General features: G+C 58.6%; 16 protein-coding genes. 8 read left to right on the forward strand and 8 right to left on the reverse strand.

The window, feature by feature from the left end:
- The first annotated feature begins 15 nt into the window (after positions 1-15).
- The 3 genes from VE23_RS21965 to VE23_RS21975 are packed head-to-tail and all read left to right on the forward strand — an operon-like array spanning position 16 to position 3,214.
- Entirely contained in the window at positions 16-984 is a 969-nt protein-coding gene (locus VE23_RS21965; RefSeq protein ID WP_048745140.1) for a carbohydrate ABC transporter permease, read from the forward strand.
- Between the two features lie 3 nt (positions 985-987).
- Positions 988-1,842 carry a carbohydrate ABC transporter permease gene (locus VE23_RS21970; protein ID WP_048745141.1) on the forward strand — a complete coding sequence of 285 codons (855 nt, stop codon included), beginning with the start codon at positions 988-990 and terminating at the stop codon, positions 1,840-1,842.
- Positions 1,843-1,897: 55 nt separating this feature from the next.
- Positions 1,898-3,214: an extracellular solute-binding protein gene (locus VE23_RS21975; RefSeq protein ID WP_442950540.1), complete on the forward strand. Its 1,317-nt coding sequence runs from the start codon at positions 1,898-1,900 to the stop codon at positions 3,212-3,214.
- A gap of 1,081 nt (positions 3,215-4,295) precedes the next feature.
- Here VE23_RS21975 and acnA read toward each other — a convergent pair.
- Entirely contained in the window at positions 4,296-7,010 is a 2,715-nt protein-coding gene (acnA, locus tag VE23_RS21980; RefSeq protein WP_021878248.1) for an aconitate hydratase AcnA, read from the reverse strand.
- Positions 7,011-7,349: 339 nt separating this feature from the next.
- Here acnA and VE23_RS21985 point away from each other — a divergent pair, with 339 nt between their 5' ends.
- On the forward strand, positions 7,350-8,543 hold the full coding sequence (locus VE23_RS21985; RefSeq protein ID WP_021878247.1) for an AI-2E family transporter: 1,194 nt from the start codon (positions 7,350-7,352) through the stop codon (positions 8,541-8,543).
- A 72-nt stretch (positions 8,544-8,615) separates the two neighbouring features.
- Here VE23_RS21985 and VE23_RS21990 read toward each other — a convergent pair whose 3' ends face one another.
- Positions 8,616-8,966 (reverse strand): hypothetical protein, encoded by a 351-nt coding sequence (locus VE23_RS21990; RefSeq protein WP_049869121.1) that lies wholly within the window; start codon positions 8,964-8,966, stop codon positions 8,616-8,618.
- Between the two features lie 212 nt (positions 8,967-9,178).
- Here VE23_RS21990 and VE23_RS21995 point away from each other — a divergent pair, with 212 nt between their 5' ends.
- A complete protein-coding gene (locus tag VE23_RS21995) occupies positions 9,179-10,843 on the forward strand; it encodes a hybrid sensor histidine kinase/response regulator (protein ID WP_021878245.1) in 1,665 nt (554 codons plus the stop codon).
- A 144-nt stretch (positions 10,844-10,987) separates the two neighbouring features.
- On the opposite strand, the gene VE23_RS22000 is transcribed toward VE23_RS21995, so the two are convergent.
- Together VE23_RS22000 and VE23_RS22005 are read right to left on the reverse strand one after the other, a co-directional pair.
- Entirely contained in the window at positions 10,988-11,845 is an 858-nt protein-coding gene (locus VE23_RS22000; protein WP_049869122.1) for a sugar phosphate isomerase/epimerase family protein, read from the reverse strand.
- Positions 11,842-12,900, reverse strand: a complete 1,059-nt coding sequence (locus VE23_RS22005; RefSeq protein ID WP_049869124.1) for a Gfo/Idh/MocA family protein — start codon at positions 12,898-12,900, stop codon at positions 11,842-11,844. The genes VE23_RS22000 and VE23_RS22005 overlap by 4 nt, the downstream gene beginning before the upstream one ends.
- Before the next feature lie 161 nt (positions 12,901-13,061).
- Here VE23_RS22005 and VE23_RS22010 point away from each other — a divergent pair, with 161 nt between their 5' ends.
- A complete protein-coding gene (locus VE23_RS22010; protein ID WP_048745143.1) occupies positions 13,062-13,931 on the forward strand; it encodes an AraC family transcriptional regulator in 870 nt (289 codons plus the stop codon).
- A gap of 1,300 nt (positions 13,932-15,231) precedes the next feature.
- On the opposite strand, the gene VE23_RS22015 is transcribed toward VE23_RS22010, so the two are convergent.
- Positions 15,232-15,921 carry an AIM24 family protein gene (locus VE23_RS22015; protein WP_048749853.1) on the reverse strand — a complete coding sequence of 230 codons (690 nt, stop codon included), beginning with the start codon at positions 15,919-15,921 and terminating at the stop codon, positions 15,232-15,234.
- Complete coding sequence (locus VE23_RS22020) at positions 15,918-16,430, reverse strand: hypothetical protein (RefSeq protein WP_048749855.1); 513 nt, start codon at positions 16,428-16,430, stop codon at positions 15,918-15,920. The genes VE23_RS22015 and VE23_RS22020 overlap by 4 nt, the downstream gene beginning before the upstream one ends.
- A gap of 279 nt (positions 16,431-16,709) precedes the next feature.
- On the opposite strand from VE23_RS22020, the gene VE23_RS22025 reads away from it, so the two are divergent.
- Positions 16,710-17,792: a lactonase family protein gene (locus VE23_RS22025; RefSeq protein WP_049869126.1), complete on the forward strand. Its 1,083-nt coding sequence runs from the start codon at positions 16,710-16,712 to the stop codon at positions 17,790-17,792.
- Between the two features lie 128 nt (positions 17,793-17,920).
- A complete protein-coding gene (locus VE23_RS22030; protein ID WP_049869128.1) occupies positions 17,921-19,153 on the forward strand; it encodes an MFS transporter in 1,233 nt (410 codons plus the stop codon).
- Between the two features lie 66 nt (positions 19,154-19,219).
- On the opposite strand, the gene VE23_RS22035 is transcribed toward VE23_RS22030, so the two are convergent.
- A complete protein-coding gene (locus tag VE23_RS22035) occupies positions 19,220-20,446 on the reverse strand; it encodes an MFS transporter (protein ID WP_048749487.1) in 1,227 nt (408 codons plus the stop codon).
- Between the two features lie 120 nt (positions 20,447-20,566).
- On the reverse strand, positions 20,567-21,168 hold a 602-nt coding region (locus tag VE23_RS22040), incomplete at its 5' end, for an NUDIX hydrolase (RefSeq protein WP_232317017.1).

Consider the following 21,168-nt stretch of genomic DNA (forward strand, 5'->3'; position numbering starts at 1 on the left):
TATGGGGTGAGAGCCATGCGCCGCAAGGGCGTCAGCTATTCAAAATTCGGCTATCTGTTCAGCCTGCCATTCCTGCTTGCGTTCCTGGTATTCTCGTTCTATCCCGTTCTGTATACCGCGGTCATCGGGTTTACGGATATGAAGGGAGTCATCCCGAAGCCGGTCCATTTCCTGGACCAGCCGTTCGAGAACTTCAGGTATCTTCTCTTCGACAACGTCTCCTTCCGCAAGTCGCTTTCCAACACAGCCCTCATCTGGATTCTCAACTTCATTCCCCAGATGCTGCTGGCGCTGCTGCTCACCGCGTGGTTCACGAGCCAGCGCACGAAGGTGCGGGGGCAGGGCATATTCAAAGTGCTGCTCTACATGCCGAACATCATTACGGCGAGCACGATCGCCGTCCTGTTCAACTCGCTGTTCTCGTATCCGATGGGACCGATCAACAGCCTGCTGGAGTCGCTCGGCTGGATCGACGCTCCCGTCAATTACCTGCAGGACAAGACGACGGCGCAGGGAATCGTCGCGTTCATCCAGTTCTGGATGTGGTACGGCAACACGATGATCATCCTCATCGCAGGCGTCATGGGCATCAACCCCGCGCTGTTCGAGGCCGCCTCCATCGACGGGGCGAACGGATGGCAGATCTTTTTCCGCGTGACGCTGCCGAGCCTGCGGACGATCATGCTCTATACGCTGATCACATCGATGATCGGCGGCCTGCAGCTGTTCGACATTCCGCAGCTGTTCCTGTACGGCGGGCCGGACGACGCGACGCTGACGACCTCCGTGTTCATCTACGGTCAGGCGTTCAAGGGCAGCTACATGTACAACCGCGCCGCTGCCGCCAGCATGATCATGTTCATCATTGCGGCCGTGCTGTCGGCCCTGCTGTTCTACCTCATGCGCGACCGCGATGCGGCTAAAGCCAAAAAAGCGGCTAAAAATCGGAATAAAGCTGCTGAAGCGGCGGCAAGGGGGATGTAAGGCGTGGCCAACCTTCAAAAAAGCGCGGGAGTCTCCCTTCGCATCAACAAAACAATCGTTTATGTCGTCTGCATCATCCTGTCGCTGCTGAGTATCCTGCCCTTCTGGATCATGTTCGTCAACGCCACCCGCTCCACGGCGGAAATCCAAAGCGGCCTTTCCCTGCTGCCTTCGGTCCACATGAAGACCAATCTGGACGTGCTGCTCAGCAAGAGCTTCGATCCGCTCAAGGGCTTTTTCAACTCGCTGATCATCTCGGGCTTCTCGACGATCTGCGCGGTCTACTTCTCGTCGCTGACCGCTTATGCCCTGGTCGCCTACAACTGGAGGATGCGCCAGGCGTTCTTCACCTTCATCATGCTCGTCATGATGATTCCGGCCCAGGCGAGCGCGATCGGCTTCTACAAGATGATGTACCAGCTGCACTGGACGAACAGCTTCCTGCCGCTCATCCTTCCGTCCATCGCAGCGCCGGCGATCGTGTTCTTCATGCGGCAGTATCTGCTCGCGACGCTGTCCATCGAGATGGTGGAGGCATCGCGGATCGATGGCGCGGGCGAGTTCTACACCTTCAACCGCATCGTCCTGCCGATCATGGTTCCGGCGATCGCCACTCAGGCGATCTTCGCCTTCGTGGCGAGCTGGAACAACCTGTTCATGCCGCTCATCCTCCTCACCGACAAGAGCAAGTACACCTTGCCGATCATGGTCAGCCTGCTCAAGGGGGATATCTACAAGACGGAATTCGGCTCGATCTACATGGGACTGTCTCTGACCGTGCTGCCGCTGTTTGTGATATACTTCCTGCTGTCGAGATATATTATCGCGGGCGTAGCGCTTGGCGGAGTGAAGGAGTAAGGCGCTCATTCCGTCCGGAGCTCATCCTGCGAGCGGGTTGGTGGAGGCTATGAACGTGGGCAAAAAAATCCGAGCGGTCGCGGCTCTTGCAGCCGCCCTGGCGCTCATGATGTCCGGATGCGTAAAAGGCTCGGGCGGCGATCCCGAAGGGACTGGCGGGGAAGCCGGCCAGACGGTGACGATCAATATGATGCATCTGTGGCCGGAGGGCGGCGCATCGGGCCAGCACCAGATCGTGAACAAGATCGTCGCCGAGTATGAGGCGGAGAATCCCGGCGTCACGATCAAGCAGGAAGTGCTGGACAATGAGCGGTACAAGGCCAAGATCAGGGTGCTCTCCGCCGTCAACGAGCTGCCGGATGTCGGCCTCACCTGGGCGGCCGGTTATTTGCAGGATTTCGTCCAAGGCGGGCTGTTCACGCCTCTTGACGATCTGCTGCACGGCGAGCTGCAGGACTCGTTCATTCCGGGCACGACGGAAGCCTATATGGCAGGCGGCAAAACGTACGCGCTGCCGCTGGAGTTCAATATCGCTCCCGTCTATTACAACAAGCGCATCTTCGAGAAATACGGCCTGCAGCCTCCCGCCACCTACGACGAGTTTCTGAAGATCGTGAAGACGCTCGCGGACCATGGCGTCGTGCCGATCGCCCTGGGCAACAAGGACCGCTGGACGGGCTCTCTCTGGTACATGTACCTGGCGGACCGCATCGCCGGAACGGAGAAGCTGGCGAGCGCCATCAAGGGCGCCTCCTCCTTCACCGAGCCCGGCCTGGTCGAGGCGGCCAGGCGCGTGCAGGATCTGGTCGCCATGAATGCCTTCAACAAAGGCTTCAACGGCCTGTCGAATGACGAAGTGAAAGCGGAATATATGAACAGCGAGGCGGCCATGTATCTGATGGGCACCTGGGAGCTCCCGAACTACACGACGAGCGCCAACATCCCGCAGGACTTCCGCGACAGCATGGGCTTTTTCAAATTTCCGACGATAGCCGGCGGCAAGGGCAATATCGACGGCTGGGTAGGCGGTCCGGGCGTCGGCCTGTTCGTCGCCGAGAACTCCCCGGTCCGGGAAGAAGCGAAGAAGTTCGTGAAGTACTTCGTGAAGCGATGGGGCGAGGAGTCGGTCAACGGCGCCGGCGTCATCCCGGCCACCAAGGTGGACACGTCCAAGATCGAGCTGCCGCAGCTGTACGTCGACCTGCTCAAGGAAGTGAACAAGGCGACGAGCATTACGCTGTTCGCCGACGTGCAGATGGCGGGCGCCGCCGCCGAGGTCCACCTGAACCAGATCCAGGCGCTGTTCGGGGGCGAGATCACTCCGGCCGACTTCGCCAAGGCTCATGATGCGGCCTTCAAAACGGGGAAATAAGAGGCTGCCCGAAGGGAAGGCCGCTGAAAAAGGTGTCGCTGCGCATGCGGATCATTTTTCCGATCGCTGTTGTTCCCAAAATTCTCTGATTTACCGCCTTTAGCGGTTGAATTTCGGGGACAAAGGCGAGCACGTTCGTTTCTCCAGAATGATTCCGCATCCTTTGCTTCTTTTTCAGAGGCCTCCACGAAGGGAGGCCTCTTTGCTTTTCATAGAGGGAAAAGGGCTGGAATGATGTTGGCTGGATGCCGGATGGCTCCGCACTGCCCATAATCTGCCTAGAAAAGCGGCCATAAAAAGGGACGAAACCGATAAAGCTCCAGTTTCGTCCCTTTTTGCTGTGTTGGCATGAATGCCAGCAGTTTTTCTTAATCCAACCCAAATGATGAAAGTTTTCATTTTCGGCTAATCAGTAATGTGATTACAAACGAAATTTGAATGGAGATAGTAACCAGTAGAGAAAAAATTATGATATGGTCACCTTCAGCATTGCTATAACGAAATATAAGGGTAAAGATCAATGTCAATATGAAAGTGCATATTAAGGATAGGACAAAGCAGGATAGTTTCTTCATCTTGTTAAGATTAACTCCTTTTAAAAAATAAATGACTCACCAGCCCGCTGGAGTGGATTTGAAGAGATTGCTGAGACTAGTTGTTCGGTAGCTATGTCTCTTGCCTCGCCGGTATCATTTGTTGATTCTTTTGCAAGATTAATCTGTTTAAAAAATGTATATTTTTAGCCAATAAAAAGGAATAGTACTTCAGCATTATATTTACACTATTTTACAGATATTGAAGAAACGACGACCGAACCTAATTGAGTGATTGACAAAATAACTCAAGGAAAAGCAGTTCATTATCTGCCTATTCCTTTGTTGTAATTCTTTTTTAAACCAACGGTCATTTCCACTGTTCCTGCTTCTAGGCTTGAACATGTAAGCCTGGTGGTCGGGCAGTTTGTTTTGTCTGCAATTTGCTTGAGAAGGCTGTATGGGCAGGTAAAAAAAACAGGAGAAAACCGAGCAGGGCTCGGTTTCTCCTGTTTTGTTGCTTCAATCTTATTTAGTCATTCGAAAGCTTACTTCTGCTCGCTCAGCATCTGGCGCAGAACGGTCTGCAGGATGCCGCCGTTGCGGTAGTAGTCGACCTCGACCAGGGAGTCCAGACGGACGGTAACCTGGAATTGGAAGGTGCTGCCGTCTTCGCGCGTAGCGACGACGGTCACTTTGTCGCCAGGCTTCACGTCGTTGCTCAGGCCTTCAATGTCGAAGGTCTCGCGTCCCGTGATGCCGAGCGTTTTCCAGCCTTGGCCTTCCTGGAAGCAGAGCGGCAGAACGCCCATGCCGACCAGGTTCGCGCGGTGGATCCGCTCGAAGCTCTCGGTGATGACGGCTTTGACGCCGAGCAGGAACGTGCCTTTGGCTGCCCAGTCGCGGGAGCTGCCGGTGCCGTACTCTTTGCCGCCGATGACGATGAGGTTCGTCTTGTCGGCTTGATATTTCATCGAACCTTCGTAGACGGACGTCACTTCATCCGTCGGCAGGTAAGTCGTGTAGCTGCCCTCGGTGCCCGGAGCGACCTGGTTGCGGATGCGGATGTTGGCGAACGTTCCGCGAACCATGACCTCGTGATGGCCGCGGCGGGATCCGTAGGAGTTGAAGTCCTTCTTCTCGACGCCGTGCTCGATGAGGTACTTGCCGCCCGGATAGTCGGCGCGGATGCTGCCTGCAGGGGAGATATGGTCCGTCGTGACGGAATCGCCCAGCAGCAGGAGCGTCTTGGCATGCTTGATGTCCTCGACATCGCGGATGCCGTCCGCCAGGCTGTCGAAGAACGGCGGGTTGGCGATGTACGTGGAGTTCTCATCCCACTCGTACAGCTCGCCCTGCGGAACCGGAATCTGGTTCCAGCGCTCGTTGTGCGTGTAGACATTGTCGTACTTGTCGCGGAACATCTGAGGCGTAATCGCGGAGCTTGCCGCGTTCGCGATCTCCTCGGAGGAAGGCCAGATGTCGCGCAGGTATACAGGCTCGCCCTGCTGGTCGTGGCCGATCGGATCGTTCGCGAAGTCGATGTCGACCGTGCCGGCCAGTGCGTAAGCGACTACGAGCGGCGGAGACGCCAGGTAGTTGGCTTTGATCTGGGCATGGATGCGGCCCTCGAAGTTCCGGTTGCCGGACAGGACGGCAGCGACCGTCATGTCGTTGTCGGCGATCGCTTGGCTGATCTCGTCCGGCAGCGGGCCGGAGTTGCCGATGCAGGTCGCGCAGCCGTAGCCCGCCACGTAGAAGCCGAGCTTCTCGAGGTAAGGCAGCAGGCCGGACTTCGTGAGGTAGTCGGTTACGACAAGGGATCCCGGAGTCAGGGAGCTCTTCACGTATTCCGGCTTCACGAGGCCTTTTTCAACGGCTTTCTTGGCCACGAGGCCGGCGCCCAGCATAACGCTAGGGTTGGACGTGTTCGTGCAGCTCGTGATGGCTGCCAGCACGACGGCGCCGGTGCCCATTTGGCTCACTTTTCCGTTTTTGTGCTTCACTTCGACGACTTCTTCGATCTTGGCGTCGGACAGGCCGTAGCCGCCTTTGTCGACCGGCGTGCGGACCGTGTTGCTCCAAGCTTCCTTCATGGCGGTCAGCTCGATGCGGTCCTGAGGACGCTTCGGACCGGCCAGGGAAGGAACGATCGTGGACAGGTCGAGCTCGATGACGTCGGTGAACGTCGGATCCGGCGTGTCGTCCGTGCGGAACATGCCTTGAGCCTTGTAGTAAGCCTCGACCAGCTCGATCTGCTCTTCCGTGCGGCCCGTCTGGCGCAGGAAATTCAGCGTGATGGCGTCGACCGGGAAGAAGCCGACCGTGGCGCCGTATTCCGGAGCCATGTTGGCGACCGTCGCGCGGTCAGGCAGGCTGATGTTGGAGAGGCCGTCGCCGAAGAATTCCACGAACTTGCCGACAACGCCGCGCTTGCGGAGAATCTCGGTAACCGTCAGGGCAAGGTCGGTCGCCGTAGCGCCTTCCGCCAGCATGCCGGTCAGCTTGAAGCCGATGACCTCGGGAGCGACGAAGTAGAGCGGCTGGCCGAGCATGCCGGCTTCGGCCTCGATGCCGCCGACGCCCCAGCCTACGATGCCGAGGCCGTTGATCATCGTCGTGTGGGAGTCCGTGCCGACGAGGGAGTCCGGGAAGACGACCGTTTCGCCGTCAATCACCTTCGTCGTGGCTACGGAAGCGAGATATTCCAGGTTGACCTGGTGGACGATGCCCGTATCCGGCGGTACCGCGCGGAAGTTGTCGAACGCGGTTTGCGCCCAGCGGAAGAACTTGTAGCGCTCGGCGTTGCGCTCGAATTCGATTTTCTGGTTGATTTCCAGAGCGTCAGGCGAGCCGAAGGCGTCAACCATGACGGAGTGGTCGATGACGAGGTCGACCGGCACGAGCGGGTTGATCTTCTTCGGATCTCCGCCGGCTTTCTTGACCGTCTCGCGCATGGCCGCAAGATCGACGACAACCGGCACGCCGGTGAGATCCTGCAGGACGATACGGGACGGAATGAACGGGATTTCCTTGTCTTCGCGCTTCTCGGCCCAGCTCATGAGCTGTTTCACGTGATCGGCAGTGATGCCGCGTCCGTCGAACTGGCGCACGGCGCCTTCGAGCAGGACTTTGATGGAGACCGGAAGCTTGGAGATGGCTCCGTGTCCCTTCTCTTCCAGACCTTGAAGGCTGTAGTAAGTGTAGGACTTACCGCCGACTTCAAGCGTAGAACGGACCGAGTACTGATTTTGCAATGGCATCTAGCTTTGCTCCCCTCAGGCAATTTGCAATTAGGAAACGAAAAGGACGGCTGCGGGAAAGGTGTTGCCACAGCTGGGTTTCCGGAATGAAACGCGTCAAAAAAACGGCGCTTGGCAGCAACCGAGTCGAGGTTTCATTCCGTGAAACTTCATTTCAAAACCGCTATATTCCCATTATAGACGGAAAAGAAAAGAACGTAAAGGGAAGAAAGCGGAATCCAAAAGGCTTTTGCTGCGTATGAACCTTGGTGGGGCCGCCTTAGTATTTGCAGTCGGCGGCGGGGAAGATTATCATTTGGAGGAAGGCAATAATTGGCTGACTCTCGGGAGGGACTTTAAGTGGACCTGACGCAGGAAGACCGCCAGTCGGAAGCCAGACTGGACCGGTTCAAGAAGTTCTTCATCAACAACAAATTCGTGCTGTTCCTGCTGGTTCTGCTGCTTGTCGGGATCAACATCCTTGTATTCGCGCATATTACGTTCATCTTTGTTCCGCTGCTCGTGCTGGCGAAGACGGTGCTGCTGCCGATGCTTCTCGCTGGAGTCGCTTATTACCTCCTCAATCCGCTCGTCGATTGGATGGAGAAGCAGGGCATGAAGCGCGGATGGGTCATCGCGGCGCTGTACGTCATCATCATCGGCCTGCTGACGCTGCTCATTACGATCGTCGTTCCGATCATCCGGGAGCAATTGACGAGTCTCGTGGACAATATTCCCGTCTATACGAAGTATGTCCAAGACAAGACGACTTATTATCTCGGAAGCGATCTCGTGACCCAGCTTCAGACGAACCTCAATTACGATCCGCAAAAGATCGCGCAGGAGCTGTCGAGCAGAGCCGGCAAAATCCTCCAGAGCACGCTGGCCAACATCGGCGGCTTTCTCGGCACGGTGACGGAATTCGTCCTGGCGATCGTCACGCTGCCGTTCATCCTGTTCTACATGCTCAAGGACGGCAAGAAGCTGCCGATCTTCTTCACGGCCATGCTGCCTACGACGATGCGGGGAGAGACACGCCGCGTACTGACGGAGTCCAATCATCAGATCAGCTCCTATATCCGCGGCCAGATCATCGTGAGCCTATGCATCGGAGCGCTGCTGTTCATCGGATATTTGATCATCGGACTGGACTACGCGCTTGTGCTCGCCATCGTAGCTGCTTGCACGGCCGTCGTTCCCTATATCGGGCCTGCCATCGCCATCACGCCGGCGCTCGTCGTAGCCGCCTTCACCTCTCCGATCATGCTGCTGAAGATGGTCGTCGTATGGACTTGCGTGCAGCTGATCGAAGGCAAGTTCATCTCGCCGCAGGTCATGGGCAAGACGCTGAGCATCCACCCGATTACAATCATCTTCGTCATCCTTACCTCGGGCAAGTTGTTCGGTTTCCTCGGGATCATTCTCGCCGTGCCCGGCTATGCGGTGCTCAAGGTATTCGTCACTCATCTGTTCCAGTGGTTCATGGTCCGTTCCAAGCTGTACGGCCCCGAGCCGGAATACAAGATTCTCGGCGTGAAGCGCGACGAGGACTAGCTGGCGGTTCCATGAAAAAAAGCCTCTGCGCAAGCAGAGGCTTTTGCATTAGCCTGCCATGGAATCGGCTGATTACTGGGCAGGGTTGCTGCGCGCCTGCGACAGATGGCTGCGCAGCTGATAGGCCTTCCAGCGGGAGAGGGACACGCGCTTCGCTTCGGGGCCGGTGCTGCCGAAGTAGACGGCTCCCTCTTCGATTCCGCTGATCTTGGCTGTATTCACGTAACATCCCGAAGCGACCGGATAGAACAGTCCGTTCCGGCACAACCGGTTGATCTGGTCGGCAGACATTTTCTTTTTAATATTGTAGTTGCTGCCGTGGAAGCTTACAAGTCCGAAGGAGCCGAGCCTGTAATACAGAATGTCCGTCTCTACATCAAAGTCCTCGTACACATTGCGGTCGTTTGATGGCACGTTAATCATTCCGTTATCCCCCTTGCTTGGTAAGAAAGTGGCGTTTGATAACGCTTTCATATCATAGCATAGGCCGAAGGTTTTGGGAAGGATAGGATTCGAAACGCAGTCGGGCAAGAAACGAGAAGCCCTGTACCGGCTTCATTTAAAGGCGAACGCCTGTTCAGCGCATGAACCTTCCTGTAGAATAGAGAGGCAAGCTAAAAGAAATCGGGTGAACCATGACTATCCCCCAGAAATTCTTTGCCAATATAGAAGAAGCTTCGACTTATATCATTGATGTGCTCAGCAGGCTTCTCATGCTGGATTCCATTTTCATCGCCACCAACGACGGCAAGGTCAACGAGATCATCAAGGCGTTCAACCGCAGCGAAATCCTCGTCGGCGAAGGAACGAGGCTCCCGTTCGAGGAGAGCTACTGCAGCCTTGTCGTTAAGAACAGCACAGGACTTCTTTATATCCCTCATACGACGAACGATGGCCTCGCCAGACATATGGAGGTTACGGCCGTTATGGGCAACCGATCCTTCATCGGCGTCCCGATCGTGCTGGCGAGCGGCCGCTCCTACGGAACCGTCTGCGGCCTGCACAAGCCGGGGCATGTATTCAGCGAGGCGGATATCAAGGCGATCAGCGCCATGGCTGTATTTTTGTCCTACATCGTGGAAATGGAGAACAAAGTCCGGGATCAGAGCAAGCTCCAGAAGTCGCTGCTGCGCGAGAAGCAATACGCCGAATCGTTGTCCAGATGGCTGAAGCAGGAGAACGATCTTACGCGAGGCAAGCTGAACTGGAGCTCGGACCTGCTGGCCATGCTGAGCCATGAAATCCGCAACTCCGTGAGCGGGATCGCCGGCATGACGGAGCTGATTCAGAACACGGCCTTGTCGGAGGAGCAGGTCGGCTATCTCAAGCTGATCGAAGCCGGCAACCGCACGCTGACGACGCTGCTGGACAACATTCTGGATTACAGCAAGCTGGAGGCCGGCAAGATGAGCCTGGAGGAGCAGCCGTTCGATCTGGTCTCGCTCATCGAGGAAACCGTGTATTTGTACGCATCCAAAGCCTCCTCCAGAGGGCTTGAGCTGATCATCGACCTGCCTCCGGATTTGCCTGTATTTTACGGCGATTCAGGCAAGATCAAGCAGATGCTGGCCAATCTGCTCAGCAACGCGATCAAGTTCACGGACAGGGGCGAGATTGCCGTGTCGGTGCAGACGGCTCCGGGAACAACCGGGGACAGCCTGTTCGTGGCCATCTCCGTCAAGGACAGCGGCATCGGCATCGAAGAGTCCAGAATCAAGGAGATGTTCGGCAAATATGCCCAGGTCCATGAATCCCGCCCGGATCGGGATTACAAGGGCACGGGGCTCGGGCTGGCCATCAGCAAGAATCTGGCCGAGCTGCTCGGAGGCAGCATTGAGGCGCGCAGCGTGCTGGGGCAAGGCACCGAGGTCGGATTCACGCTTGACCTGACCAAGCAGTCCATGCCTTCGAGCTCTTACGGCAGCGCCATGCTGCGGGGCAAGTCCTTGCTCATAGTCGACGATCATGCAGGAACGCTGGAGTCGCTGTCGAGATTGGCCGAGCGCTGGGACATGTCGGTCAAGGCCGTCCGGACGGCCGAAGAAGCGCTGGCCTGTTTTGAAATTGGGCAGAAGTTCGATCTGGCTCTGATCGACGACATGCCGGGATCGATGGCGGCAGCGGAGCTGGCGGAAAGGCTGCGCGGCCAGCAGCCCGAGCTGCCTCTCGTGCTGCTGGCGCCGCTCGGCAAGCCGTTGCCCGATGAGGTGCGGCAGCTGTTCAGCTCGGCCGTCGCCAAGCCGGTGCGGCAGCTTCATCTGCTCAATGCGATTGCCTCGCTCCAAGCGGCGCGTTCATGAGACGAGAAGAGCGTGGCTGCGATTGCTTCGCGGCGGCAGCCCCGTTTTGAACCAATACGAAAAAGCGCCCGTTTTCCGGGCGCTTTTTTTCGTCTTATCGGGCGGACCAGAAATCGGGTCCGCCTTCTTTGGTTGTTTTTCAGCTCAGGCTTCTTCCCACAGGCGGCGCAGGTTGGCCAGCCCGGCTCTGGCGCCGAGGCGGCAATCCTCGAGGCCCTCGAACTCGACGGATACGTATCCGTCATAGCCGGAAGACTTGACGATGCGGACGACCTCCGGCATGTCGATGTCCCCATTGCCGATTACCGCGCCGCGCAGGTAGCTGCCGCCGGCCGTGCGGAACCAGCCCTCGCCCGGATTGCGGTAGGAAGGACGCAGGTAGAAGTCCTTGAAGTGGACGACGGAAGCGATAGGAAGATTGGCCTTCACGGCCGCGACCGAGTTCTCGTCGGCGCACATGAAGTTGCCCACATCGAGCGTCGTCCGGAAGTTGGGACGGTCAACCGCTTCGACGAGAGCCTGGACGCGGTCGCTGTGCTGGATGAAGTAGCCGTGGTTCTCGACGCTCGTCGTAATGCCGAAGCCTGCGGCATAATCGGCGATTTCGCGGCAGGCCGCAGCAAGCTTATCCAGGGAACGGTTGAAGTTGCCGATCGACAGATCGGTGTCGCTGGCCACGTCATGCCGCATGAAGCGGGCGCCGAGCGCTGCGGCGATGTCGACCTGCTCCTTGATCCGCTGGATCTCGGCACGATAGTTCTCCTCCGACAGGCCCTGGAAGTTAGCCCCGACGGCATAGTCGGAAACAGCGATTCCGCGCTGCGCCGCCCGCTCCACGATCTGGCCGACAAGCTCGGGGTTGCCGGTAAGCTCATAGCCGAGAGGAACGATCTCCACATGCTCGCCGCCATGCTCTGCGGTGAAGTCGATGACGTCGAGAACGGTCATCTCACCCGCTCTGAGCGCCTGGTAAAGGCTGTAGGTGCTGAGTCCGAGCTTCATGGGAACGTCACCTCGCGTCCTTGGGCAGCCGATTCATAGATCGCGCCCAGTATTTTCATGATCTCGACGCCGTCCTCGACCGGACTGATCGGCTGCTTGCCGTTCGCCGCGCAATCGACGAAATGGTCGATCTCGCTCTGGAAGGCGCGGTTCATCTGCATGCCCTTGCTGTCCGTCTGCGGATAGGTATTGAGGATGATGTCGTTTTTCTCGGTGACCATGACGACCTCGGGATCGATCTCGAAGCCGCCCTTCGTGCCGAACAGCTTGACGATGCCTTCATCCTTGACCGTATGCAAGGAGAAGCTGACGTCGACGAGCAGGGAGGCTCCGTTCTCGAATCGAATCAGCGCGTTGGCCATATCCTCGACATCGTTGAGCTCGGCGTTGTAGTCCGCGGCCTGATAACGGGACAGATGCTTGATGTTGGCGCGGTTGCCCAGATGCTTGTATTCGTTGGCGCTGACCGACTTCACCTTGGGACGGCCCATCAGATACCAGCACAGGTCGATGACATGCACGCCGATATCGATGACAGGTCCGCCGCCGGAGCGGGACTTGTCGGAGAACCAGCCGCCGGGATTGCCCATGCGGCGGATGTACGAAGCTTTGGCGAAGTACAGGTCGCCGAACTCGCCGTTCTCCACGAACGAATGGAGCATCAGGGCGTTGGGATCGTAGCGGCGGACGAAGCCGACCATCAGCTGCTTGCCGGAGCGCTTCACCGCATCCTGAATCCGATAAGCCTCTTCGACGGTACGGCAGAGCGGCTTCTCCACGAGGACATGCTTGCCGGCGTCCAGCGCGGCGACGCTGATCTCCGCATGGGTGTTGTTCCACGTGCAGATGCTGACCGCTTCCACGTCCGGATCCGCGAGCAGCTCGCGGTAATCGGCGTATACTTTGGTGGCGCCGTATTTGTCCGCGACGGTCTGGGCTCTCTCCCGATTCATGTCGCAGATGGCGTAGATCTCGCTGTTTTTGTTGGCCGCATAAGACTGCAGGTGGAACTCGGAGATGGATCCCGTTCCGATGACGCCGATTCGGATACTCATGCTTGCTTCACTCCCCATTGGCTTGGTAACCTTATATAGTGAAAGTATAGCGGCGCCATCTTCATTCGGCATGGGTGATCATGCGCTCTATTAGTACAATTGTGCGGTTCGCGGCTGCCCCGGCAGCCGGCGGAAACCAGCCCTAGAAGGAGGACCGGCCGATGGAACGCCCCCTTTCGCTACTGGAGGAAATGAGCATGCCCGACCCGAACTTCCCGGTCAAGCTGTGCACCTCGCGCTTTGCGGGACGCGGCCGGATTCTGTTCGAGGCTCATTGGCACAATCATATGGAGCTTCTCTACATCCGTTCGGGGCATGCAATCGTGGAATGCAACTACACTTCCTACGAAGCCGGACCCGGCGATCTGATCGCGGTGAACAGCAACGATATCCATATGGGCATCCTGCTGTCGGACGAGATCGAATACGACTGCCTTATCGCCGATCTGGGCTTGCTGCAAAGCCTGTCTCCAGACGCGGCCGAAACCAAATACATCACGCCGATCGTTCAGAACCGCATCCTGTTCCGCAACGTCATTCGCGGAGACGGGCAGCTGAACGCCTGCATGGAGCAGCTGGAGGGCGAGTTCGCCTGGCGCCAGCCCGGCTTCGAGCTGTCGGTGAAATCGCTGCTGTACCGGCTGCTGACGCTGCTGCTGCGGGGCTATGTCGAGGTCAGGCTGACCGAGCCGGAGTCGCGCGCGCGGTTGCGCAACCTGGAGCGGTTCCGGCCGATCTTCCATCATATCGAGACGCATTACACGGAGGAGCTGACGGTGGATTCGCTGGCGGGGCTCGCTTCGCTCAGCCGGTTCCACTTCAGCCGGCTGTTCCGCCAGCTGACGGGGCGCACCGTCACCGACTACGTCAATCGGATCCGCATCAACAAATCCGAGGATCTGCTCCGCAATACGGAGAAGACGATCGCCGAGATCGCGATGGCTGCGGGCTACAACGACCTGAGTTATTTCAGCCGCACGTTCCGCCGCTACCGGGGGCTGGCGCCGTCTGAGGTCCGGGTGCAGCGGTAGCGGCGCGTCCGGACGGAACGGACAAAGAACATCTTGCCCAGCTGCAAAAATGAGACAGGGGAAACAAGGGTCGAATTCTCCCAAGAAACAGGACGGATGCTGCGGCAGGAACCGTCTTCCGCGGATGGGGCTGGGGAAATTTGTTGGATGGAGCAGCAACATTGTTATTGCCAGCGGAACCAGCCCTGACAAATCCCCATGCAAGCGCTGGAAGTGTCTTGCGGCTTATAAGGCCTTCATGACGGCCCCTGCTTTAGTGGCTGGAGCGCCGAGGCAAGGAAAATAAGACGAAAAAATCGTCTTATTCACTGCTGGAGAGCCGAGGCAAGGAGATTAAGACGAAAAAATCGTCTTATTCGCCGCTGGAGAGCCGAGGCAAGGAGAATAAGACGAAAAAATCGTCTTATTCGCCGCTGGAGAGCCGAGGCAAGGAGAATAAGACGAAAAAATCGTCTTATTCGCCGCTGGAGAGCCGAGGCAAGGAGAATAAGACGAAAAAATCGTCTTATTCGCCGCTGGAGAGCCGAGGCAAGGAGAATAAGACGAAAAAATCGTCTTATTCGCCGCTGGAGCGCCGAGGCAAGGAGAATAAGACGAAAAAATCGTCTTATTCGCCGCTGGAGAGCCGAGGCAAGGAGATTAAGACGAAAAAATCGTCTTATTCCCCGCTGGAGCGCCGAAGCAAGGAGAATAAGACGAAAAAATCGTCTTATTCGCCGCTGGAGAGCCGAAGCAAGGGGAATAAGACGAAAAAATCGTCTTATTCGCCGCTGGAGAGCCGAGGCAAGGGGAATAAGACGAAAAAATCGTCTTATTCGCCGCTGGAGCGCCGAGGCAAGGGGAATAAGACGAAAAAATCGTCTTATTCCCCGCTGGAGCGCCGAAGCAAGGAGAATAAGACGAAAAAATCGTCTTATTCGCCGCTGGAGCGCCGAAGCAAGGAGAATAAGACGAAAAAATCGTCTTATTCGCCGCTGGAGAGCCGAGGCAAGGAGATTAAGACGAAAAAATCGTCTTATTCGCCGCTGGAGAGCCGAGGCAAGGAGATTAAGACGAAAAAATCGTCTTATTCGCCGCTGGAGAGCCGAGGCAAGGAGAATAAGACGAAAAAATCGTCTTATTCGCCGCTGGAGCGCCGAGGCAAGGGGAATAAGACGAAAAAATCGTCTTATTCGCCGCTGGAGCGCCGAGGCAAACGGAATAAGAAGAAACTCGTCTAACTCGCTGCTTAAGGTCTGGAATTAGAATAATAAGCCGAAAAAATTCCAGCCCATGGGCTGGAATTTTTTTTTAATCAGGCTCATTTGATGTAGACGCCTCCGAACGGCAGCAGCTCCCGCAGCGTCCTCCGCAGGAAGCCGTCCCGCTGCAGAGGCTCGACAAGGCCCGGATCCAGCGATCCGGTCTGCACCAGCACGGAGCCGCGCCCCTTCAGCTCCCATTGGACGTTCATATGCTGAGTAGCCAGCGGGTTGCCGTAGACGGCGAGCTTCACCTCCGCCGACTCCGGGAAAGCGACTAGCGAGGCCGTATCGACATAGAGCGGCTGCTCCTCGGACAGCTTCATGGAGGCAAGGCCGCCTGCGGTAAGGATGCCGAGTGTACCGGGGCCTGTGAAGCGCATCCGGGTCAGCTCGCGCGTGATCCAAGCGGTCTTGAGCTTGTGGATGCGCGTCTTCATCGCCATGCCGTCGCTGTAGAAGACGATATGCCGGAAATCGAACAACAGGTCGCTGTCCTCGGGCAGCGCCACCGCTTCCAGGCCGCAGCCGGGCGGCAGGCCGAGCAGGAACTCGCTCGGTCCCTGGATCCGGGAGCGGATCCATTTGCGCTTGCGATAGACGCCGGCGACATCCATGAAGCGGTCCTCGCGGGCACCCGGCGGGCCGCGGAACGCAATGATCGCCTTCGGGTGCAGCACCTGCAGCTTGTCGGCTTCTTCAAGCTCGATCCGGACATGCCCGTGAGGCGGCGGCGCGGTCACGATCATAAGCCGGCTGCCTTTCCTTGGTCGCGCCGCTGGGCGCGGTAGACGCGGTAGCGCCACACCCGTACGGCCGCGATATAGGCCAGCAGGGCGGAAGCTCCAACGAGCACGGCGACCGCGATGCCGTGCTTCAGCGAAGCCTGCTTCTGCCTGGCGGCTGCCATGCTCGCCTCCAGCTGCCGGTTCTGCTCCGCCAGCGCTTCGTTCTGCTTGCGGAAGTCCTCGTTCTGCTGCTGCAGCTCCTGCTGCCTCGCTTCGAACTCCGCCTGCTTCTGCTCGTAATCCTGCTTCAGGCGGTCCTGCTGCTGCTCCAGCCGGGCAATCGATTCCGTATATTGCTTCTGCAGCTCGTCCACCTTGGCCGGCGTGTCATAGATGTCTTTGAGATTGTCCCAGATGCCGGCATGCGCCTGCCCGGGCCAGCCGGCTCCGGCCAAAGCGACGATGAATAGTGCGGCAGCCAGGCTTGTCCGCTTGATCCGTTTTGTCCGCTTGATCCGTTTCGACCTCATATGGACCCATCCCCCCTCGCGGCGCTCTTCACAATCTATTACCCAGTATAGCAAGAGTCGGATGCTGCTGTAAGAGACTGGGGACAATTGTCGGATTATCATGGGCTTTGGAGAGAGCTTATCCGTTTCCTGCTGCTGCGAGATGTCGTTCTAGAGCTCGAAAAGACAACGAATCGAATGGTTTGGCGCCGCTTACGACTGCTGGGCGGCATTGTCTGAACGGAGGAAATGAGGTATATTCACTGACAAAAAGGCCCAGGCCGGAAAAGAGGAGACAAAATGGCAGAAGCATCCACGTCTTATACGCTGTACATAGGCTCTTACGGTGAGGCCAAGGATCCGACCGTCCATGCATGCCGGCTCGACGGCGGCACAGGAGAGCTGTCGGTATTCCAGAAAATCGCCGGCATCGAGCAGGCTTCGTTCCTGGCTGTCCATCCCGCGGGCAGCATGCTCTATGCCGCCAGCGAAACCGGCGAGACGAGAGGGCAGTCCGGCGGCTCCGTCCATGCGCTGGCCATCGATCCGCAGAGCGGCGAGCTCGAGGTGCTTGGCGACCAGCTGACTCACGGGGAGCACCCCTGCCATGTCAGCCTGTCCTTTGACCGTCAAAGCCTGTACGTCTCCAATTACAGCGGAGGCAATGCGGCGGTCTTTCCGCTTGAGGCGGACGGACAGCTGTCGGAGCCGGCTTCGGCGCTCGTATCCGGGGAAGGCGAGCTCGGACCGGCAGCAGACCGGCAGGAGAAGCCTCATATCCACAGCGCCGGACCGGTTCCCGGCACTCCCTTTGTATACATATGCGATCTCGGCACCGACTCGGTCTATATGTACCGGCAGTCCGCCGACGGACGCTCTCTGCTCAAGGCCGGCACCGCCAGACTGGAGCCGGGCACCGGCCCCCGCCATGCAGCGATTTCAGCCGTCCGTCCTTATGTCTACGTAGCTGGAGAGCTGGATTCGTACGTAAACGTGCTTCGGATGGACAAGGAAACGGGCGTCCTGGAAAGCGTGCAGCGAATATCCGGCCTCCCGAAGGAATTCGCCGGCACCAGCTGGGCGGCGGATATCCATCTTTCTCCGGACGGCCGGTTTCTGTACATGTCCAACCGGGGCCATGACAGCATCGCCGTGTTCGCCGTCAATACCGACGACGGGACGCTGACGGCGGTGGAGCACTGCCCGACCGGAGGCCGTACGCCGCGCAACTTCGCTATCTCTCCGGACGGCAGCTGGCTGCTCGCCGCCAACCAGGAGAGCGGCACGATCCATTCCTTCCGGAGAAATGCGGACAGCGGCAAGCTGGATCCTGCGCCTGCTTCCTTGCGCATTCCGGCGCCGGTATGCATCTGCTTCGCCTGAGGAGACCGACCTCTCTCTGACGCCGGATGCGCGCCGACCTTGATCAGGCGGCCGCATGCCTGCGTTCCTTCATTTGCTGACGAACACCTCCATACCATCCATCCAAGCGACGAAAGGAAGTCCTGTCCATGTCCGCTTCGCAATCGGCCCGGATCGGCGCTGCCCGCACCGGGACCATCTATGCGATTCTGATCGCCATCAGCGCCGTCCACATGCTCAACGATTCCATGCAATCCGTCATTCCCGCCCTCTATCCGATCTTCCAGGATACGCTCAATATCAGCTACACCCAGATCGGGTGGCTGACGTTCACGCTGCAGATGACTTCATCGGTCATGCAGCCGGTCGTCGGGCTCGTCTCCGACCGCAAGCCGTCGCCGTGGATGCTGCCGGTCGGCATGCTCATGAGCATGATCGGCATGGCCGGCATGGCGTTCGCCCCGAGCTTCGGCATGCTCATCTTCTTCATCGTATTCGTCGGACTCGGCTCGGCCGTCTTCCATCCGGAAGGCTCGCGCGTCGTTTATTTCGCCGCCGGGGGCAGGCGCGGCTTCGCCCAGTCCATCTACCAGGTCGGAGGCAACTTCGGCCAGTCGCTGGCGCCGCTCATGACGATCTTCATCTTCATCCCGCTCGGGCAGCGCGGCGCCGTTTGGGGCACGCTGCTGGCAGCCGCGGCGATCCTCATCCTGCTGAAGGTGGTGCCATGGTACCGCAAGCAGCTGGAGGAGCACGGCAAGCCGGTGAAAAAAGCGGCCGTGCCGAGAGGCGAGCTGTCCATCGACGCGAAGAAGCATAAAAATGTCGTCGCCTTCGCGCTGTCGGTGCTGATTCTGCTCGTGTTCGCCCGCTCCTGGTACGGTGCGGCGATCGGCACCTTCTACCAGTTCTATCTCATCCACGACTACGGCCTCAGCAAGCAGGCCGCCCAGGTGCCGCTGCTGCTGTTCATGATCGCCGGAGTCGTCGGAACGTTTTTCGGCGGGATGGTTTCGGACCGGATCGGGGCCAAGCGCACGATGCTGCTGTCCATCCTGGGAGCGGCGCCGTTCACGCTGCTGCTGCCGCATCTGCCGCTCGTCTGGATGTATCCCGTCGCCGCGCTCATCGGCCTGATCATCCAGGCGAGCTTCTCGGTCAGCGTCGTCTACGCGCAGGAGCTGATGCCGGGCCGGGTCGGCATGGCATCCGGACTCATCACCGGCTTCGCCTTCGGGATGGGCGCGCTCGGCGCCGTCGTGCTGGGCAAGCTTGGCGACATCTACGGCCTGCAGAGCGTCATGTACTGGACCAGCGTGCTGCCGGTCGCAGGCGCGCTCGCCTTCCTGCTCCCCCGCGACCGGAAGGAAGCGGCGGCATAACAGAGCAACAAAAAAAGGACTGTCCCCGTACCGTTGCTGAAACGGCGGGGCAGTCCTTTTTCAGGTTCAGCGGGCGGCGGCGCTCCGGCGGTCCCATGCCGCTAGGCATAGCGCCAGCAGCAGGGCGATGAGGGAGAATGCCGATGCCGTCCACGGCAGCACGCCGTAGTCATACGCTCCGGGAGCTGTCTCGAAAAACAGCACGATCCAGCCGCCGAAAAAGGCGCCGAAGGCGTTGCCGAAGTTCAGGACAGCGTGATTGGATGTCGAAGCCAGAGCGGGCGCATCCTTGGCCAGATTCATGATGCGGACCTGCAGCCCCGGCATCGCGGAGAAGCTAGCAGCCCCCCACAGGAAGATGAGGGCAAGCGTAGCGGGCAAGGAAACGTCCGCGAAGCCGAGCACCGCCAGAATGACCGCTTGGGCCAGGAAGGAGACGATGACCGTCGGCATCAGCTTGAGGTCGGCCAGCTTGCCTCCCAGGATGTTGCCGATCGTGACGCCGCAGCCGAACAGGACGAGAATCCAGGGCACGATGCCCTCGGCGACGCCGGTTACGCCGGTGAGCAGCGGCTTGATGTAGCTGAACAGGCTGAACAGGCTGCAGCAGCCGAAGGCGCCCGTGATCAGCACGAGAAACAGCTTGGGCTGCAGGAGAGCCTTGATCTGCCTAGCTGCGTTGGTGTCGTCCGTCTGCTTGATCGAAGGAATCATGGCGATCAGGCCGACCAGCGTGACGGCGCCCATCGCCGCGACGACGAAGAACGACATCCGCCATCCAAGCTCCTGCCCGATGAAGGTTCCGAACGGCACGCCGAGAATGTTGGCGATCGTCAGGCCGGCCATCATGACCGACACCGCTCCGGCTCGGCGTCTGGGCGAGACGAGGCTCGCCGCAAGCACGGCCCCGATGCCGAAGAAGGTGCCGTGGGCAAGCGAAGTGAAGATGCGGGCCGCCAGCAGGAGGCCGTAATTCGGAGCCAGGGCGGCCCCCAGGTTGCCGATGATGAACAGCACCATCAGCAGGGAAAGAAGCAGCTTCTTGGGGAAGCGGGCCGTTGCCAGCGCAAGCACGGGAGCGCCGATGCCGACTCCGAGCGCGTAGCCGGTAATAAGGTTGCCCGCCTTCGGCACGCTTACGCCGAGGTCCGCGGCTACTTCGGGAAGCAGGCCCATGATGACGAATTCCGTCAAGCCGATCGCGAAGGCTCCGACCGTGAGGGAGTAGAGAGAGAGCGGGTATCGTTCCTTGTCGGTTAACGAGGATGCAATCGACGGTTGATCTTGATGCATGAATGTCTGACCTTCTTTCTGAAAGCGCTGACTGTAAATAGCAGGAAATGACTTACCTTTGGAAATCAACTTCCGCCAGTATAGCAGATTTTGCGCTTCGCGAAAGAGGAAATTCACGCCTTAATCGTAATAGACCGGCATGCCCGGCTGCCGTCCGTACTGGAACATCATGCGCAGCTGGCTTTCCGTGTTGCGGCTGAGCGACAGGGGAGGCAGCTCGTCCTCGCCGAAAAACTCGACCTCGCTTGTCTCCACGCCGCCGGAAGCCTGCCCGCCCGTGATCTCGCAGTGGAAAAAAAGCTTATAGATATGATGCGCATCGGGAGGATGCCCATGCCGGATTTTGTCCATGACGGCAAGCAGCCTGACCGTCCTGGCTTCGAAGCCCGTCTCTTCCCTGATCTCCTTGATCACGCATTGACTCGGGGTCAGGCCGATATCCGCCCAGCCGCCGGGAAGGCACCAGGCGCCGTCCGATCTTTCCCGGACGAGCAGGATGCGGCCTTCCCGGAAAACGGCTCCCCGCACGTCCACCTTCGGCGTAGCATAGCCGGAATCGCCGGCGAAAGCGAGCCGGATCTCTTCCTTGCCTGCGGAGGTATGCGTCTCCATGATCTCGACGCTCAGCTCCCGCAGAGCTTCAAAGCGTTCGATGTCATAGACGTCGCGCCCGTAGGCAAGCCCGGTCTGGGCGATAGCTTGGATTTGCTTTGCCCATTCGA

Source organism: Paenibacillus sp. D9 (assembly GCF_001188365.1).
Lineage (GTDB): Bacteria > Bacillota > Bacilli > Paenibacillales > Paenibacillaceae > Paenibacillus_O > Paenibacillus_O humicus.